This is a genomic window from Alkalispirillum mobile (assembly GCF_003664325.1).
Lineage (GTDB): Bacteria > Pseudomonadota > Gammaproteobacteria > Nitrococcales > Halorhodospiraceae > Alkalilimnicola > Alkalilimnicola mobilis.
Window position 1 is genome coordinate 111,819 of record NZ_RCDA01000005.1, and the last position, 16,852, is coordinate 128,670.

General features: G+C 68.0%; 17 protein-coding genes and 1 other RNA gene. 3 read left to right on the forward strand and 15 right to left on the reverse strand.

The features are described from left to right. Position 1: 1 nt before the first annotated feature. From mraY to rsmI, 9 genes are all read right to left on the reverse strand, one after another. Positions 2-1,066 (reverse strand): phospho-N-acetylmuramoyl-pentapeptide-transferase, encoded by a 1,065-nt coding sequence (gene mraY, locus DFR31_RS12745; protein ID WP_121443105.1) that lies wholly within the window; start codon positions 1,064-1,066, stop codon positions 2-4. Between the two features lie 18 nt (positions 1,067-1,084). Next, a complete protein-coding gene (locus DFR31_RS12750) occupies positions 1,085-2,440 on the reverse strand; it encodes a UDP-N-acetylmuramoyl-tripeptide--D-alanyl-D-alanine ligase (RefSeq protein ID WP_121443069.1) in 1,356 nt (451 codons plus the stop codon). Further along, entirely contained in the window at positions 2,437-3,930 is a 1,494-nt protein-coding gene (locus DFR31_RS12755) for a UDP-N-acetylmuramoyl-L-alanyl-D-glutamate--2,6-diaminopimelate ligase (protein ID WP_121443070.1), read from the reverse strand. The genes DFR31_RS12750 and DFR31_RS12755 overlap by 4 nt, the downstream gene beginning before the upstream one ends. Further along, positions 3,927-5,663 carry a peptidoglycan D,D-transpeptidase FtsI family protein gene (locus DFR31_RS12760; RefSeq protein ID WP_121443071.1) on the reverse strand — a complete coding sequence of 579 codons (1,737 nt, stop codon included), beginning with the start codon at positions 5,661-5,663 and terminating at the stop codon, positions 3,927-3,929. The genes DFR31_RS12755 and DFR31_RS12760 overlap by 4 nt, the downstream gene beginning before the upstream one ends. 21 nt (positions 5,664-5,684) lie before the next feature. Then, positions 5,685-5,960: a cell division protein FtsL gene (ftsL, locus tag DFR31_RS12765; RefSeq protein ID WP_121443072.1), complete on the reverse strand. Its 276-nt coding sequence runs from the start codon at positions 5,958-5,960 to the stop codon at positions 5,685-5,687. Next, entirely contained in the window at positions 5,957-6,907 is a 951-nt protein-coding gene (gene rsmH / locus DFR31_RS12770) for a 16S rRNA (cytosine(1402)-N(4))-methyltransferase RsmH (RefSeq protein ID WP_121443073.1), read from the reverse strand. Before rsmH ends, ftsL begins: the two co-directional genes overlap by 4 nt. After that, positions 6,904-7,356 carry a division/cell wall cluster transcriptional repressor MraZ gene (mraZ, locus tag DFR31_RS12775; protein WP_121443074.1) on the reverse strand — a complete coding sequence of 151 codons (453 nt, stop codon included), beginning with the start codon at positions 7,354-7,356 and terminating at the stop codon, positions 6,904-6,906. Before mraZ ends, rsmH begins: the two co-directional genes overlap by 4 nt. A 308-nt stretch (positions 7,357-7,664) precedes the next feature. After that, an RNA gene (gene rnpB / locus DFR31_RS12780) (RNase P RNA component class A) lies at positions 7,665-8,028 on the reverse strand. Positions 8,029-8,079: 51 nt separating this feature from the next. Continuing rightward, positions 8,080-8,934, reverse strand: coding sequence for a 16S rRNA (cytidine(1402)-2'-O)-methyltransferase (gene rsmI / locus DFR31_RS12785; protein WP_121443075.1), 855 nt, complete (start codon positions 8,932-8,934; stop codon positions 8,080-8,082). A gap of 128 nt (positions 8,935-9,062) precedes the next feature. Between rsmI and DFR31_RS12790 the strand changes: the two genes are divergently transcribed. The 3 genes from DFR31_RS12790 (at position 9,063) to DFR31_RS12800 (ending at position 12,004) form a co-directional block, all read left to right on the forward strand. Next, positions 9,063-10,946 (forward strand): penicillin-binding protein activator, encoded by a 1,884-nt coding sequence (locus tag DFR31_RS12790; RefSeq protein ID WP_170153694.1) that lies wholly within the window; start codon positions 9,063-9,065, stop codon positions 10,944-10,946. Further along, positions 10,943-11,323, forward strand: coding sequence for a YraN family protein (locus tag DFR31_RS12795; protein ID WP_211328312.1), 381 nt, complete (start codon positions 10,943-10,945; stop codon positions 11,321-11,323). Before DFR31_RS12790 ends, DFR31_RS12795 begins: the two co-directional genes overlap by 4 nt. Before the next feature lie 90 nt (positions 11,324-11,413). Further along, on the forward strand, positions 11,414-12,004 hold the full coding sequence (locus DFR31_RS12800; protein WP_121443077.1) for a phosphoheptose isomerase: 591 nt from the start codon (positions 11,414-11,416) through the stop codon (positions 12,002-12,004). 34 nt (positions 12,005-12,038) lie between these two features. On the opposite strand, the gene DFR31_RS12805 is transcribed toward DFR31_RS12800, so the two are convergent. The 6 genes from DFR31_RS12805 to DFR31_RS12830 all read right to left on the reverse strand — a co-directional run bounded on the left by DFR31_RS12805 (position 12,039) and on the right by DFR31_RS12830 (position 16,774). Next, a complete protein-coding gene (locus DFR31_RS12805; RefSeq protein WP_121443078.1) occupies positions 12,039-12,452 on the reverse strand; it encodes a ClpXP protease specificity-enhancing factor in 414 nt (137 codons plus the stop codon). 21 nt (positions 12,453-12,473) lie between these two features. After that, a complete protein-coding gene (locus DFR31_RS12810; RefSeq protein ID WP_121443079.1) occupies positions 12,474-13,097 on the reverse strand; it encodes a glutathione S-transferase N-terminal domain-containing protein in 624 nt (207 codons plus the stop codon). 78 nt (positions 13,098-13,175) lie between these two features. Then, a complete protein-coding gene (locus DFR31_RS12815; protein ID WP_245971197.1) occupies positions 13,176-13,898 on the reverse strand; it encodes a cytochrome c1 in 723 nt (240 codons plus the stop codon). Then, the gene (locus DFR31_RS12820) at positions 13,898-15,142 is read right to left on the reverse strand and encodes a cytochrome b (RefSeq protein WP_425452577.1); all 1,245 of its coding nucleotides are present in this window, start codon (positions 15,140-15,142) and stop codon (positions 13,898-13,900) included. Before DFR31_RS12820 ends, DFR31_RS12815 begins: the two co-directional genes overlap by 1 nt. Beyond that, positions 15,139-15,738, reverse strand: coding sequence for a ubiquinol-cytochrome c reductase iron-sulfur subunit (gene petA, locus DFR31_RS12825; protein WP_121443081.1), 600 nt, complete (start codon positions 15,736-15,738; stop codon positions 15,139-15,141). The genes DFR31_RS12820 and petA overlap by 4 nt, the downstream gene beginning before the upstream one ends. A 277-nt stretch (positions 15,739-16,015) precedes the next feature. Continuing rightward, entirely contained in the window at positions 16,016-16,774 is a 759-nt protein-coding gene (locus DFR31_RS12830; protein ID WP_121443082.1) for a Nif3-like dinuclear metal center hexameric protein, read from the reverse strand. Between the last annotated feature and the right edge of the window lie 78 nt (positions 16,775-16,852).

Sequence of the window (16,852 nt, forward strand, 5' to 3'; positions counted from 1 at the left end):
ATCAGCGCACCTTCAACATCGCCAGACCGACCAGCACCAGCACCACGGTGATGATCCAGAAACGCACGATGACCCGGGGTTCGGGCCAGCCCTTGAGTTCGAAGTGGTGGTGCAGCGGCGCCATGCGGAAGATGCGCCGCCCGGTGAGCTTGTAGGAGGCCACCTGCAGCATCACCGACAGGGTCTCGATGACGAACACCCCGCCCATGATCAGCAGCACCAGCTCCTGCCGCACCACCACCGCCAGGATGCCCAGCGCCGCGCCCAGGGCCAGGGCGCCCACGTCGCCCATAAACACCTGCGCCGGGTAGGTGTTGAACCAGAGAAAGCCGAGGCCGGCGCCGATCAGCGCCCCGCAGAAGACCACCACCTCGCCGGCCCCCGCCACGAAGGGGATACCCAGGTAGTCGGCGAACACCGCGTGCCCGGTGGCGTAGGCGAAGACCGCCAGCCCGCCGGCCACCAGCACCGAGGGCAGGATGGCCAGGCCGTCGAGGCCGTCGGTGAGGTTCACCGCGTTGGACGAGCCCACCACCACCAGCCACACCAGCGGGATGAAGAGCAGCCCGAGCGGCAGCACCACGTCCTTGAACAGGGGCAGGATCAGACTGGTCTCCACCGGCGATTGGGCGGTGGTAAACAGGAAGACCGCGGCGATCAGCGCCACCACCGTCTGCCAGAAGAACTTCGCCCGGGCCGACAACCCCTTGCTGTTGCCCAGGGCCAGCTTGCGGTAGTCGTCCACGCCACCGATGAGACCGAAGGCCAGGGTGGTGAGCAGCACCACCCAGACGTACCGGTTGGTCAGGTCCGACCACAGCAGGGTGGCCACGGCGATGGCCACCAGGATCAGCGCGCCGCCCATGGTGGGAGTGCCCGCCTTGGAGAGGTGGCTCTGGGGCCCGTCGTCGCGCACCTGCTGGCCGATCTGGTGCTCGACCAGGCGCTGGATGACGGCCGGCCCCACCAGCAGCGCAATCCCGAGCGCGGTCAGCACGCCCAGGATGGTGCGGAATGTCAGATACTGGAAGACGTTGAAACCGGAATAAACGCCTTCCAGCGCCATGGCCAGGTGATACAGCACTCAGCTTTCCCCCGCTTGCTCATCGTCGCCGGCCAGTGCGGCGACAATGCGATCCATATCCATGAAACGCGAGCCCTTCACGAGCACGCGCACCTCGGCGGACAGGTCGGCGCACAGGGCGGCCTGCAGACTGTCCGCATCCTCGAAATGCCGGCCCCCGTCACCGAAGCTGCGGGTGGCCTCCTCCGCCAGGCTGCCCAGGGTAAACACCCGGTGCACCCCGGCGGCCCGGGCGGCCTCGCCGGCGCGGGCGTGCATCTCGGCCGCGCCAGCGCCCAGCTCGCCCATATCGCCCAGCACCAGCCAGCGCTCGCCGTGTTCGGCAGCGAGAACGTCCAGCGCCGCCTGCAGCGAGGCAGGGTTGGCGTTGTACGTGTCGTCCAGCACCCGGCAATCCTCCCGCCCGGTGCGCCACTGCAGCCGCCCGGCGACACCGGTGCAGGCCTCCAGCCCGGCCACGATGTCGCCCAACGGAACCTCCAAGGCCACCGCCACGGCAGCGGCGGCCAGCGCATTCATCACGTTGTGGCCGCCGGGCAGCGGCAGGCGCACGGGATGGCGGCCCCCGGGCACCTGCAGTTCGAAGTGGCCGCGACCGGTCTCACCCAGGGCAAGCACATCGGCATCGGCGCCGCGCCCGAACTTCAGGCAGCGGCGCTCACCCACCAGGTCGCGCCATATCCCCGCCCTGGGGTCGTCCGCGTTGACCACCGCAATGCCGTCGGCCGGTAGCCCGGCAAACAATTCGCCTTTGCTGCGCGCCACCCCGTCCAGGTCACCGAAACCCTCCAGGTGGGCGGGACCGGCATTGGTCACGACCCCGATCTCCGGCTCGGCCAACGCGGCCAGTTCGGCGATCTCGCCCGGCGCACTCGCCCCCATCTCCACCACGGCGAAGCGGTGGCCGCGATCGAGACGCAGCAACGTCAGAGGGACCCCGAGTTCGTTGTTCAGGTTCCCCCGGGTGGCCAGGGTGGCGCCCCGCCGGGCCAGGATGGCTGCGACCATCTCCTTGACCGTGGTCTTGCCGTTGCTGCCGGTGATACCCACCACCCGCGCCGGCATCCGGCGGCGCCAGGCCCGGCCCAAGCGCTGCAGCGCGGCCCGGCTGTCGGCCACCTGGACCACGGGGAGGGGCCAGTCACCGGCCCGCTCCACCAGCGCGGCCGCCGCCCCGCGGGCCGCGGCGTCCGCCACGAATTCGTGGCCATCCACCCGCGTCCCGATCATGGCCACGAACAGGCCACCGGCTGACAGGCTGCGGCTGTCCAGCCCGACTTCGCCCACCGTGACGGCGTCGCCGTGGCGGGTGCCTCCGGTCCATTCGGCCACGTCCTGCAGGGTGAATCGGCTCATGCCCCCTCCTCGTCCATCGCCAGGCGGACGGCCACGCGGTCACTGAACGGCAGCGTGCGCCCGGCAATCTGTTGCACCGTCTCGTGCCCCTTGCCGGCCACCAGGACCACGTCGCCTTCGGCGGCCCGGCCGATGGCATGCCGGATCGCCTGCTCCCGGTCCCGCTGAACCTTCCAGCCCCGCCCGACGCCGCCCTGGCGGATATCCGCGATGATCTGCGCCGGGTCCTCGAGGCGCGGGTTGTCGTCGGTCAGGACCACGTGGTCGGCCAGCTCCGCCGCCGCCTCGCCCATCAGCGGCCGCTTGCCCCGGTCCCGGTCGCCGCCGCAGCCGAACACCAGCCAGACCGCGCCCGGGAAGTGGGCGCGCACGGCCTCCAGCGCCCCGCGCAGGGCGGCCGGGGTGTGGGCGTAGTCAACGATCACCGTGGCCCGGCCCTTGCGGGCGAAACGCTCCATCCGGCCCGGCACCGGGTGCAGGTGACGCAACCGTTGGGCGATCTCCGGCATCTTCATGCCCATGGTCAGGGCCGCCCCGATGACCGCCAGCACGTTGGCCGCGTTGAAGGCACCCAGCAGCGGTACCCGCACGGCCTCGTCGCCCCAGTCGGTGCGCACGGTCATGTGGATGCCATCGGGCTGGAGATCCAGCTGGCTGCCCAGCACCTGCGCCTGCTCGTGGCCGGCCAGACTGTAGCCCAGCGGCCGTACGTGCGCCGGCAGGGCCCGGTAGACCCGCTGACCGAAGGCGTCGTCCAGGTTGAGCACCGCGTAGCGCAGGTCCGGCACCCCGAACAGCCGCGACTTGGCCCGCGCGTAACTGCGCAAGTCGCCGTGGTAGTCCAGGTGATCGCGACCCAGGTTGGTAAGCACCGCCGTGTGGAAGGGGATGCCCGCGACCCGGTACTGGTCCAGGGCGTGCGAGGAGACCTCCATGGCCACCTGGCCCGCGCCCTCGTCCCGCAAGCGGGCCAGGGTGCGCTGCAGGCTGACCGCGTCGGGGGTGGTGTGACTGCCGGGGTGCAGGTCATCGGGGTAACCGCTGCCTAGGGTGCCGATCACCGCGCAGCGGTTGCTCTTACCGTCCAGCACCTGGGCCAGGAACTGGCTCACCGAGGTCTTCCCGTCCGTGCCGGTGACACCTACCATGCGCAGCCGGGTAGCGGGCTCGTCGTAGAACCGGGCGGCGATATGTCCCAGGCGGCGGGCAAGGTCCGGCACCTGCACCAGGGGTGCGCCGGCCTGCTCCGCCAGGGCCTTGTCGGCCTCGGTGGGGGCGGCGTCGTCGGCCGGCTCCCAGAGCACGGCCCGCGCGCCGGCCTCCAGCGCACCCCGGAGGTAGTCCAGCCCGTGGTGGCGGGTACCCCGGAGTGCCACAAAGACGAAGCCGGGCTCGATGTCCCGGCTGTCCACTGCCAGCCCGCTGACCGGGCGGTCATCGCCGTCGGACAGGGGCAGCCAGGGTTGCAGCAGCGCCTTGAGCCGGGTCATGGCCGCGCCTCCCCGCCGGCGACGATCATGCCCTCGGGCGTGGCCTCGCCGTCGGGCGCGATGTTAAGCAGTCGCAGGGCCCCGGCCATGACCTGGCCGAAGACGGGAGCAGCGACCTGGCCGCCGTAGTAGCCGCCCCGGCTGGGCTCGTCCACCAGCACCACCATCGCCAGACGCGGCGCACTCACCGGTGCCACTCCGGCGAACATCGCGATATAGCCGTCATCCTCCCCGTAGCCGGTGGCGCCGGCCTTTCGCACGGTACCGGTCTTGCCGGCGATCCGGTAACCGGGCACGGCGGCGCGGGTCCCGGTGCCACCGGGCAGGGTCACGGTCTCGAGCATCTCGAGCACCTGGCGCGCGAACCGCGGTTCCAGGACCTGCTCCTCTTCGTCCGGCGCCTGGCCGTTGCGGTTCAGCAGCGTGACCGGGCGCTGGACACCGTCGGCGGCCAGTGTCGCGTAGGCCCGGGCGATCTGCAGCGGGGTAGCGCTCAGCCCGTAGCCGAAGGAGAGGGTGGCCTGCTGAACCTCGTCGCGCGGGGGGATGCTGCTGACGCTGCCAGTAGCCTCGCCCTGGAAGCCCACGAAGGTGCTGCTGCCGAAGCCCATCTGCAGCAGCAGCCCCCAGAGCGCTTCCTCGTCCATGTCCAGCGCCAGGCGCACGGCGCCCACGTTGCTGGACTTCTGCAACATGGTGGTGACGTCGATCTCGCCGTAATCGCGGATGTCCCGGATGGTATGCCGGCCCACGCGCAGGGTACCGGGGCTGGTAGCCAACGAGGTGTCGGGCTGCGCGACCCCGGCCTGCATGGCGGCCATGGCGGTGAACGGTTTGATCAGCGAACCGGGCTCGTAGGTGTCGATGATGGCGCGGTTGCGCTGGATCCCGTTGCCGATCTCGTGCCGGCGGTGCGGGTTGAAGCCCGGCTGGTTGACCATCGCCAGCACCTCACCCGACTGGATGTCCAGCAGCACGAGCGAGCCGCTCACCGCCTCGTGCTCCCGGACCGCGCGCTTGAGCTCGCGGTAGGCCAGGTACTGGAGGCGACGGTCAACGCTGAGCGCCAGGTCACGGCCGGCCCGGGGCTCGCGCAGCAGTTCCACATCCTCCACCACCCGGCCCAGCCGGTCCTGGATGACGCGCTTGCGGCCCGGCTCACCCCGCAACCAGGCGTCGTAGGTGAGCTCCAGCCCCTCCTGCCCCTGATCGTCGATGTTGGTGAAGCCCAGCAGGTGGGCGCTGACCTCGCCCGAGGGGTAGAAGCGCCGGTACTCCTGCTGCAGGGCGACGCCGGGCAGGCCCGCCTGACGCACCCCCTCGGCCAGGTCCGGCGTCACGTGGCGACGAATCCAGGCAAACTCACTGCCGGGGCGCGCCTCCAGGCGCTGCCTGAGTGCGACCGGGGACAGCCCCAGGATGTCGGCCAGTTGCCCGATCGCCTCCGGGTGTTCCCGCAACTGGCCCGGATCCGCCCAGACCGAGTCCACCGGGGAGCTGATGGCCAGCGGCTCGCCGTGGCGGTCCGTGATAACCCCGCGGTGGGCAGGCATGCTGCGGGTGCGCATCTGCCGCGCCTCCCCCTGGGTCTGCAGGAACTGCCGGTCGAGCACCTGGAGCTCCACGGTGCGCCAGGCGAGGGCCGCCACCAGCACCACGAAGGCGAGCGCCACCACGCCCAGGCGCCAGACGGCAACCTCGGGCTGGGCGTGTTCTTGCGCTCGCCGGTTCACGATGGTGCTACTCCCTGCCCCTCAGGGGCGAATGATGATGGTGTCTTCCCGACCGGGCATGACCATGTCCAGGCGCTCCTGTCCCACCCGTTCCACCCGGCCATGGCCGGCCCAGGTGCCTTGTTCCAGTTGCAACATGCCCCATTCGACGTTGAGGTGATCGGCCTCTGCCGACAGCCCCTGCAGTTCCATGAACAAGCTGCGGTGCTGGTGCTTGCTCCAGGCCACCCCCAACGCCGAGGCCATAACGGCCGCCAGCAACAGGGCGCACAGCAGCAGTTCGACCCCGCGGGTCATGCCCGTCGCTCCGCTACCCGCATTACCGCGCTGCGCGCCCGGGGGTTTTCGGACCGCTCCGCTTCGCTGGCCCGCACCGCCTTGCCGACACTGCGCAACCGGGGCTGCAGTGCCTCGGGCACCACCGGGACACTGGGTGGCAGATCGCCCACGGTGGCGTGCTTGCGGATGTAGCGTTTCACCCGGCGGTCCTCCAGCGAATGGAAGCTGATCGCCACGAACCGCCCCGCGGGCGCCAGCAGGTCGCAAACCCGGTCCAGCAGACCGTCCAACGCCTCCAGTTCGCCGTTAATGGCTATGCGCAGCGCCTGAAAGCTGCGGGTGGCCGGGTGCTTACCCGGCTCCGGCCGCCCCGGCACGGCCTCGGCGATCAGCGCCGCCAGCTCGCCGGTGGTCTCCGGCAGCGCCTCCTCGTCACGGGCCCGGATCACGGCCCGGGCGATGCGCCGGCTGTAGCGCTCCTCGCCGTATGTCTTGAGCACGCCGGCCAGGGTCTTTTCGTCCACCCGGGCCAGCCACTCCCGCGCGGTTTCACCCGCGCTGGTATCCATCCGCATGTCCAGCGGGCCCTCGCGCATGAAACTGAAGCCCCGCCCGGCCTCGTCCAGCTGCGGCGATGAGACGCCCAGGTCCAGCAGCAGGCCGTTGATCTGTCCCATGAGCCCCGCCTGCTCCAGCCGCACCGGCAACTCGTCGAAACGGCAATGGCAGATGGTGCACCGGGGGTCACCGCCGAATTGCGCCCTGGCGACGGCGATGGCATCCGGATCCCGGTCCACCAACCAGAGCCGCCCTTCCGCTCCCAGCCGATCCAGGATGCGGGCGGCATGGCCGCCGCGACCGAACGTGCCATCCACGTAGAGGCCATCCGGGCGGATTGCCAGGGCCTCCAGGGCCTCGTCCAGCAGGACCGGGCGGTGCGCATCAGCTGCCGGCCCGCCACTCACAGCGTCAACCCCCCCAGTTCCTCGGGGGTGCCTTCCTCGCGGGCCTCCTGCAGCCAGTCGGTGCGCGCCTGCTCCCAGGCGTCGGCGTCCCAGAGTTCGAACCGGTGGACCTGGCCCACCAGCACGATCTTCTTGTTCAGATCGGCGTAGTCCCGCAGCGGCTGTGGCAGCAGCACCCGGCCGCTGCCGTCCAGCTGCAGATCGTGGGCGTGCCCGATCAGCAGGCGCTGCAGGCGCCGGGCCTGGGGATTGAGCGTGGGCAGCTTGACCAGTTGCTGCTCCAGAACCTCCCACTCAGGAAGCGGATACAGCATGAGGCAGGGGGACTCGTAGTCGATGGTAGCCACCACCTCGCCTTCGCAAAGGCCCATCAGGCGGTCCCGATAACGGCTCGGGAACGCCATGCGCCCTTTGGCGTCGAGATTGAGATGTGTGACCCCCCTGAACACGGCTTTCTTTACGCCCCCTGGATCCCTTTTTCTGCCACTTTCTGCCACCCCGGCCCACAATTCGACACTATAGGTACCGCCATCAACCGGTGTCAAGGCAAAAGGATGCGAAATATCCCTTTTGCAACAGACAGTTACGAACGAACAGCAAAGTGGGATAACAGGGTCAGGAAGGGGGTAATCGTTTTCCGGAAACTAATCAGCCGGTTGCAAGGAAGGCATTAGAAAACACACCAACTATCACCGCCTAACCAGCTGATAAGCGGGAATCTTTCCAAAATGAAAGGGGAGTTTCCCGGAAAAAAGAAGGGTGGAGTCGGCCTGTAAGCCGGGTTCTGTCGAGGACAGCCATTCCTCTGGGACAGGTGTCACCACCTGCCTCTAGCAACCTACCCGGGAGCAGCGCGGGCCACGCCATTGCTCCCCTATTTGGTCTTGCTCCGGGTGGGGTTTACCGTGCCGCGAACTGTTGCCAGCCGCGCGGTGCGCTCTTACCGCACCTTTTCACCCTTACCTGTGCCCCGAAGGGCCATCGGCGGTTTGTTTTCTGTGGCACTTTCCGTGGGCTCACGCCCCCCAGGCGTTACCTGGCACCCTGCCCTGTGGAGCCCGGACTTTCCTCCGCCGATCAGGCGTTGAAACCCAAAAGGCAGCGACTGTCCGGCCGACTCCGGCCGCTATTGTACCGCGTTCCCGGCGGCACCGGAACGCCCGCAGACAAGATCAGGCGCCGTCGTCGGCGGCTTTCTGGTCCAGCGCCAACTGGTAGAGCCGGTTCCGTGGGGCACCGGTGATCCTGGCCGCCACCCTGGCCGCCCGCTTGACCGGCAGCTCGTCCAACAGAGGGCCCAGCACCGCCAGCAGGGCGGCGTCGTCACTGACCGCAGGGGGGGCACCGGCCAGCATGACCACGAACTCCCCGCGCCGCTGATCCGGGTCCGCCTCCACCTGCCGGACCAGGGCTGCCAGCGGGCCGCGCAACACCGTCTCCCAGGTCTTGGTCAATTCCCGGGCGACCACCGCCTGGCGCTCACCGCCGAAGACCTCTGCCATATCCCCGAGGCTGGCCAGGATCCTGTGACTGGCCTCCAACAGCACCAGCGTACGCGGCTCCGAGGCTAGTGCCGCCAGGGCCTTGCGCCGCGGCCCCGGCCGGGCGGGCAGGAACCCCTCGAAGCAGAAACGATCGGTGGGCAGCCCGGCCACCGACAACGCTGCCATCACGGCACTGGGGCCGGGTACGGGGCTGACCCGCACCCCTGCGTCGATACAAGCCGTGACCAGCCGGTAACCGGGGTCACTCACCAGCGGCGTACCGGCGTCGGAGACCAATGCGACGTCCTCGCCCCCCTGGAGCCGCTGGATCAACCCGGGCACCTGGCGGGTCTCGTTATGCTCGTGCACGGCCACCAGGCGGGCCTGGATACCGTAATGACCCAACAACTGACCGGTGTGCCGGGTGTCCTCCGCCGCCACCACGGCCACACCGGCCAGCACCTCGCGGGCGCGCTGGCTGATATCGCCACGATTCCCGATGGGTGTCGCCACCACGAAAAGGGTGCCCTGCAGGTTTGACACGACAAGCTCCCAGTAATGATACTTTTCGGCTCAGGGAACGCTTTGTACCAGCTCCACCCCCAAAGGACCATGCCCGCGCCGGTCCGCGGCACCCGATCCGCCTACCCCGCCGGCCAGAGATGATCACCATGCGCTATCGCCTTCTAGCCGTTCTGCTACTCACCACCCTCCTTTACGCCTGCGCGCCGCCGGAGCCGCCGGCGCCCGAGCCGGAAGTCCCGCCGGCGGAAACGGCCCGGGAGCAGGCCGAACGCGGCGAAAAGGCCGCACGCCGCGGTGACCCCGAAACGGCCGAGGCGCATTTCCGGGCCGCCCTAGAGGCCGCGCCGGAGGACGATGAGGCAGCCACCTGGACCCTGCGCCTGGCGGAGATGCAGGCTGACATGGGCCAGACGGCGCGGGTACGCGACCACCTGGAGGACCTTGCGGACGTCTCCCTGGACGAAACCCAGGAGGCGCGCAAGCAGCTGCTGGAAGCAAGCCTGAAGCTCGCGAGCGGTCAGGTGCTGTCCGCCTGGCGCACCATTCAGCCCATGACCCCACCCGATGCCTTCGCCGAGCGCTACTACCAGGTCAGGGCCGGGGCGCTGGAGCAACTCGACCTGCCGGTGGACGCCGCCCGGGCACTGGTGGAGCGCAGTGAATGGCTGTCGGATGAGCAGGCCCTGAAACACAATCACGAACAGACCTGGTCGCTGCTGGACAACGCTCCGCTGGGCAGTCTGCAGGACCGGCGCCCGGTCTCCGCCGACCGGCTGGGCGGCTGGATCGAACTGGCCTGGCTGGTGCGCAACTACCGCCTGGAGCCGCGCCAGCTGGACGATGCCCTGGCCCGCTGGGAACGCCAGTTCCCCGACCACCCGGGCGGCCCCCACGTGCTGGCTCATACCGTCGGCGAGTACCGGGAACGGGTGATCGAGCCGGAGGAAATCGCCGTGCTCCTGCCGCTGAGCGGCCCGCTGGCGGACGCCGGCCAGGCCATCCGCGACGGGATCATGGCCGCCCACCTGGCCGGCGACGGTGGCGGCCCCGACATCCGCATCCTGGACAGCGCCGGCCAGGAGATCATCCCCCTGTACCGGCAGGCGGTGGAGGACGGCGCCGACCTGGTGATCGGCCCATTGGAAAAAGACCAGGTGGACGCCCTGGCCCGCGCCGATGACCTTCCGGTCCCGGTGCTGGCACTGAACACGGTCTCCCGCGGCATCGAGAGCATACCCGGGCTCTACCAGTTTGGCCTGGCCCCGGAGGACGACGCCGCCGAGGCCGCGCGCCACGCCCGCGACAGGGGCTGGCAGCGCGCGCTGGTGCTGGTCCCCGACGGCAACTGGGGTGAACGGCTCGCCGAAGCCTTCACCGAGGCCTTCGAGGCCGAGGGCGGCGAGGTGCTGGAGCGGCAGCGGTTCCAATCCGACCGTTCAGACCACAGCCAGCCATTGCGCGCGCTGCTGAACCTGGACATTGGAGAGCGTCGCGCCCGCCAGCTGCGCTCCACCCTGCAGCGCAGCGTGGAGCACGTGGACCGCCGGCGCCAGGACGCGGAGTTCCTCTTCCTGGGTGCAACCGCACCGCAGGCACGGCTGGTGGTGACGCAGCTGCATTACCACCAGGGCGTTGGCCTCCCGGTGCTCGGCACCTCGCACATGCACGCCAGCCAGCCGGACCAGGAACTCTGGAGCGACCTGGAGGGCGTGCTGTTCATGGAAACACCGTGGATGCTGAACGCCGGTGTGCGGACCGACGACGGCCTGGACCGTGCCACCCTGGAGGAGCTCTGGCCCGAACCCATGGCCAGCCATGGCCGTCTGTTCGCCCTGGGCGTGGACGCTTACCGGCTTGTCCCCTACGTGGAGCTGCTGCGGGAACGGGGCGGCGAGCGCATCGACGGCTTCAGCGGCCGGCTGGAAATGGACGAGCGGGGGCGCATCCTCCGCGGCCTGCTGCCTGCCCGCTATGGCGGTGAGGGCCCGGAGTTGCTGCGCGAGGAGGCCGCGGAGGAGCTGACCCTGTGAGCACACCCACGCCGCGCGCGCCGCACCTGCGGGTGGGCGCCGACGGGGAGGCGCAAGCCGCCGCCTACCTGCAGGCGCAGGGCCTGGCATTGCTCGAGCGGAACTACCGCTGCCGTGCGGGCGAGCTCGACCTGATCATGCGCGACGATCGCGGCGTCGTGGTCTTCGTGGAGGTCCGGGTGCGCAGCAACCCGGATTACGGCGGTCCGCTGGCGTCCATCACCCCGCGCAAACAGCGTCGGCTGGCCCGGGCGGCCGCCCACTGGCTCCAGGCCCGCCGCCTTACCCATCAGGCCCTCTGCCGGTTCGATGTCGTCGCCTTCTCCGCGGACGGCCAGCCGGAATGGCTGCGCAACGCCTTCAGCGCCGCCCCCTGACCCCGGCCAGCGCCGCGGGCGGCAATTGCCAAGGGAACGGCCTGAACGCTAACCTTGCGCCCATCTGAGTCGTTAGCTTCCGGAGTCTTCATGAACCCGCATGACCGCATCGTCCAACACTTCCACGAGAGCATCCGGACCAAGCAGATGGCCATGGATGCCGTGACCGAGAGCATTGCCGACGCCGGGCACCTGATGGCCCAGGCGCTACAGGCGGAGGGGAAGATCCTTAGCTGCGGCAATGGCGGCTCGGCAGGCGATGCGCAGCACTTCTCCTCCGAACTGCTCAACCGCTTCGAGATGGAGCGCCCCGGCTTGCCGGCGGTAGCCCTGACCACCGACAGCTCCACCCTGACCTCGATTGCCAACGACTACAGCTACGAGGAGATCTTCTCCAAGCAGGTCCGCGCCCTGGGCCACCCGCAGGACGTGCTGCTGGCGATCAGCACCAGCGGCAGCTCAGCTAACGTGAATGCCGCGGTGAACGCTGCCCACGAACGGGGCATGGCCGTAGTGGCATTGAGCGGGAAAGACGGGGGCGCGATGGCTGGTTTGCTGGGGGAGCGGGATGTGGAGATCCGGGTGCCGTCCGATACCACGGCGCGGATCCAGGAGGTGCATCTGCTGGCCATCCACTGTCTGTGCGACCTGATCGACCAGCACCTGTTCGGCGGCGCCTGACCGGCGCCACCAGTTCGGGACCCTGCGGACGGCCCTACTTCACCACCCGCAGGTTCGGGCGGCCGCCGCCGTCCGGGCCGTCGGGCCCATCACCCTCGGGGCCACCACCCTCCGGCGGGGTGCCGTTGCCCCCCTCTTCGTCGCCCTCGCCGAAGAGCATGCCCTGCCCGTTCTCCCGGGCGTAGATGGCCATCACCGCCATCACGGGCACCCGCACTTCCTGCGCCACGCCGCCGAACCGGGCGGAGAACTCCACGGCCTCATTCCCCATGGTCAGGTGCTGCACCGCACGCGGCGCCACGTTGAGCACCAGTTTGCCGGCGTCCACGTATTCCATCGGGGCCAACAGGCCTTCATGCTCGGCGTTGACCAACAGATAGGGGGTGAGCCCGTTATCCACGATCCACTCGTAAAGCGCGCGGATTAGATACGGTCTACTTGATGTCATCAATACTCCGTGTCAGACGCGTCAGTTGCGCATGACCTTCTCGATATCGGACAGTGACTTCTGGAATGAGGGGCGCTCGAACATGCGCTCCATGTACGCCTGCAGGTTCTCCGCCCGCCCGGGCAGGTCCACGCCCAAGGCAGAGAGCCGCCAGAGCACCGGCAGCACCGCGCAGTCCATGACGCTCAACTCCTCGCTGAGCAGATAGGGATAGCCCTGGAACAGCGGGTCACTGGCTACCACGCCCTCACCGAGCTCCTTGCGCGCCGCGGCCTGGCCGCGCCCCTTGCCACCCGCCAACTGCTCCACCAGTGGATACCAGTCCCGCTCCACCCGCGAGACCACCAACCGGGCCTTGGCCCGGGAGACGGGATCCACCGGCATGAGCGGCGGGTGGGGATAGCGTTCGTCCAGGTACTCCACGATCACCCGCGAGTCGTACAACGACAGCTCACGGTCGACGAGCGTCGGCGTGGCGCAGTAGGGATTGAGCTCCTGCAGGTCCTCCGGTGGGTCCGACGGATCCACCGAGACCAGGTTGGCATCAATACCCTTCTCCGCCAACACAAAACGGACCCGATGGCTGTCCAGCGCATCAGGATCGGAATACAGTGTGATTACCGAACGTCGGTTCACTGCCCCCATGGGCAAGACCCCTCGACCAGAAACGAAACCGCCCGGCCGCGGCGGAGCACGCCACGGCCAGGCCGGTGAAAGACCCCCTTAATGGACGTCCTTCCAGTACTCGCGCTTCAGCGCATAGAAGATGACGGTCATGAACAGCAGGAAGAGGATCACCTTGAAACCCAGCTGCATGCGGTAGGCCTTGATGGGCTCCGCTGCATAGGCCAGGAAGTTGGTGATATCCGCCGTGGCCTGCTGATACTCCTCCGGCGACATGATGCCCTGGCGATGCTCGGGCACCTCCAGGTCCACGATGTTGCCGTCGTCGTCACGCACCGCCTCCGGCATGCCCTGCAGGCTGGAGAGCACGTGCGGCATGGAGCTGCCGCCCAGCATCAGGTTATCCACGCCGACATCGGAGGTGTCGTCCCGATAGAAGGTGTTGAGGAACTTGTAGATCCACTCCGCACCCAGGGACCGCCCGGTCAGCGACAGGTCCGGCGGTTCAATGCCGAACCACTCCTCGCCATCCGCCGGGTCCATGGAGGACATCATCGGATCATGGAACTCCTGTTCACCGAAGATCATGTTCTCGATGACGTCTTCCTCCTCCATACCCAGGTCCTGGGCCATCCGGTTCCACCGCAGGAGCTCCACCGAGTGGCAGCCCATGCAGTAGTTGACGAACAGCCCCGCACCACGCCGGATGGAATCGGTGTCGTACGGATCAGCACTGAACTCCAGGCCATCCCTGGGGTCGGCGCTGCTGGCCCCGAGGGGGGCCAGCGCCAGCATTGCGATTAGCAGGAATCTCTTCATCATCAGGACGTCACCCTTTCCGGAACCGGCTTGGTCTTCTCCAGATCGAACGCGGTGTAGACCCAGAGGAAGACGAAGTAACCGAAGTACACCAACGCGCAGATACGACCGATGATCGTGGTCATCGGCGTCACCGGCTGGGTACCGACGTAACCCAGGATGATGAACGCGGCCGCGAAGGCGAACAGCGCGATCTTGAAGCCCAGGCCACGATAGCGGATGGAACGCACCTTGCCGCGGTCGATCCAGGGCAGCAGGAACAGCACGCCGATGGCCGCCCCCATGGTGAGCACGCCCAGCAGCTTGTCCGGGATGGACATCAGGATCGCGTAGTGCGGCGCGAAGTACCACACCGGCGGAATGTGCTCCGGCGTCGTCAGCGGGTCCGCGGGGATGAAGTTGTCGTACTTGATGAAGTAGCCACCCACCTCCGGGATAAAGAACACCACCACGGAGAAGAAGACCAGGAACACGCCCACACCCACCAGGTCCTTGACGGTGTAGTAGGGGTGGAACGGGATGCCGTCCAGCGGCTTGCCGTTCTCGTCCTTGTGCTTCTTGATGTCGATGCCGTCGGGGTTGTTGGACCCCACCTCGTGCAGCGCCAGGATGTGCGCCACCACCAGGGCGATCAGCACCAGCGGCAGGGCGATGACGTGCAGGGCGAAGAACCGGCCCAGGGTGGCCTCGGAGATGAGGAAGTCACCCATGATCCAGACCACCAGCGGCTCACCGATGATCGGAATTGCCCCGAACAGCGAGATGATGACCTGCGCGCCCCAGTAGGACATCTGGCCCCAGGGCAGCACGTAGCCCATGAAGGCCTCGGCCATCAGCACCAGCAGGATCAGGCAGCCGAAAATCCAGATCAGCTCACGCGGCTTCTGGTAGGAGCCATACATCATGCCCCTGAACATGTGGAGGTAGACCACCACGAAGAAGGCCGAGGCGCCGGTGGAGTGGATGTAGCGGATCAGCCACCCCCACTCCGTGTCGCGCATGATGAACTCGACCGAGGTGAAGGCCTCCGCCTCGGTGGGTTTGAAGTTGAAGGTCAACCAGATGCCGGAGATGATCTGGATGACCAGCACCAACAGGGCCAGCGACCCGAAGAAGTACCAAAAGTTGAAGTTTTTCGGAGCATAGTATTCGCTCAGGTGCTCCCGCCACATCTGGGTGAGCGGAAAGCGGGCGTCGACCCACCCCAAGAGCCCACCCTGAGCTTTTTCTGTGTTGTAGCTCATCAGGCCATGCCCTCCTCGTCCTCGCCGATGAGGATGGTGTCTTCATCGGTGAACTTGTACCGCGGGACCACCAGGTTGGTGCCGGCCGGGACGCCGCGGAAAACGCGACCGGCAATGTCGAACCGGGAAGCGTGGCAGCCGCAGAAGAAACCGCCCCGCCAGTTCGGGTCGAACGGCTGGGCCTCCACCTCGGGGAAGTAGCCCGGCGAGCAACCCAGGTGGGTGCAGACCCCGATGACCACGAAGAACTCGGGGTCGCGGGAGCGGTGCTCGTTGCGCGCGTACTCCGGCTGCTGCTCCACAACCTCGGAGTCAGGATCACGCAAGCGGTCACGAACTTCTTCCAGCTGCGCCAGCTGATCCTCAGTGCGGCGCACCACGAAGACCGGCTGCCCACGCCACTCGACGTTGAGCAACTGGCCCTCACTCAGCTTGGTATGGTCCACCTCCACCGGCGCACCTGCGGCCAGCGCGCGGGCGCTGGGCTGCCAGTACTTGATAAAGGGGGTCACGGTAAACGCCAGACCGACGCCACCCACTACTGTGGCAGCACCCGTGAGGATGCGGCGCCTGCCTTTGTCCACGCCATCCTGTTTCATGGAAGACCTCTGAAACTGTCAGATCGTTAGGAAGCCGCTAGGGTCATCCCGGTGTTGGCCCCGGGGCCATTGTCATTTATTTGGAGTTAACCCTGAATAGGGCGCCCAAAACTTCGGCGCATAAGCATCCAATATACGCCCCGGAAGGTCAAGGTAACTCTTTGGAACTCAACGCCGTGTGCAGGGGTCGAAGCAAGCCTCGGGGCGGGGCCAGGCCCCGGTTTTGCCAGCGATCATGCGACACTATGTCACACAAATTGAATGGGTTTCGGCCCGCTCAGGCCGGGTTGTCTACCTCAATGTAAGTATGTCGCACGCCCAGCTCCCCGGCCAGCGCCTCGCCCAGCGCCTGCACGCCGTATCGCTCCGTCGCGTGATGCCCCGCACAAAGATAGTGTACGCCGAGCTCCCGTGCAGCGTGGGTGGTGCGCTCGGAGATCTCACCGCTGATGAACGTGTCGGCACCGCGCGCCACCACCTGGTGGATGAAATCCTGGCCACCGCCGGTGCACCAGGCGACCCGCTGTACCGGGTGTGAGCCACCCGGGACCACGATCGGCTCGCGGGAGAGCGCCTGCCCCACGCGGGCGGCGAAGTCCTGCAGCCGCTCCGGAACGGCCAGCGCGGTCTCCCTGCCCAAGCCCTCCAGGCCAGCCAGGGGAAACCCCGAGGCGGCCGGCAGACGAAGCACTTCGCCCAGGCGGGCGTTGTTGCCCAGTCGCGGGTGGACGTCCAGGGGCAGATGATAGGCCAGCAGACTGACATTGGCGCGCATCAGGCGGGCAACGCGCCTGCCCTTCATGCCGACCAGGGGCGCGGGCTCCCCTTTCCAGAAGTAGCCATGATGGACCAGCACGGCATCGGCCCCGGCCTCGATCGCCTGCTCGAGAAACGCCTGGCTGGCCGTCACGCCGGTGACCAGGTGCGCCACCTCGGACCGGCCCTCCACCTGCAGGCCGTTGGGGGCGTAGTCAGTGACCAGGGTTGGCTGCAACCAGCCATCGATGCATTCGGTCAGTGCCCGGAGCGAAACCATCCCACCTCCTCCTGCGTTTGCGAACCAGTTACCTTACAATATCAGGCCGCCCTTGGCGCCACCCCGTGAGCTTACGAC

Coding starts and splice junctions, on each gene's coding strand:
- mraY (WP_121443105.1), bottom strand. CDS start 1,066: ATGGCGCTGGAAGGCGTTTATTCCGGTTTCAACGTCTTCCAGTATCTG.
- DFR31_RS12750 (WP_121443069.1), bottom strand. CDS start 2,440: ATGAGCCGATTCACCCTGCAGGACGTGGCCGAATGGACCGGAGGCACC.
- DFR31_RS12755 (WP_121443070.1), bottom strand. CDS start 3,930: ATGACCCGGCTCAAGGCGCTGCTGCAACCCTGGCTGCCCCTGTCCGAC.
- ftsL (WP_121443072.1), bottom strand. CDS start 5,960: ATGACCCGCGGGGTCGAACTGCTGCTGTGCGCCCTGTTGCTGGCGGCC.
- DFR31_RS12790 (WP_170153694.1), top strand. CDS start 9,063: ATGCGCTATCGCCTTCTAGCCGTTCTGCTACTCACCACCCTCCTTTAC.
- DFR31_RS12800 (WP_121443077.1), top strand. CDS start 11,414: ATGAACCCGCATGACCGCATCGTCCAACACTTCCACGAGAGCATCCGG.
- DFR31_RS12805 (WP_121443078.1), bottom strand. CDS start 12,452: ATGACATCAAGTAGACCGTATCTAATCCGCGCGCTTTACGAGTGGATC.
- DFR31_RS12810 (WP_121443079.1), bottom strand. CDS start 13,097: ATGGGGGCAGTGAACCGACGTTCGGTAATCACACTGTATTCCGATCCT.
- DFR31_RS12815 (WP_245971197.1), bottom strand. CDS start 13,898: ATGATGAAGAGATTCCTGCTAATCGCAATGCTGGCGCTGGCCCCCCTC.
- petA (WP_121443081.1), bottom strand. CDS start 15,738: ATGAAACAGGATGGCGTGGACAAAGGCAGGCGCCGCATCCTCACGGGT.
- DFR31_RS12830 (WP_121443082.1), bottom strand. CDS start 16,774: ATGGTTTCGCTCCGGGCACTGACCGAATGCATCGATGGCTGGTTGCAG.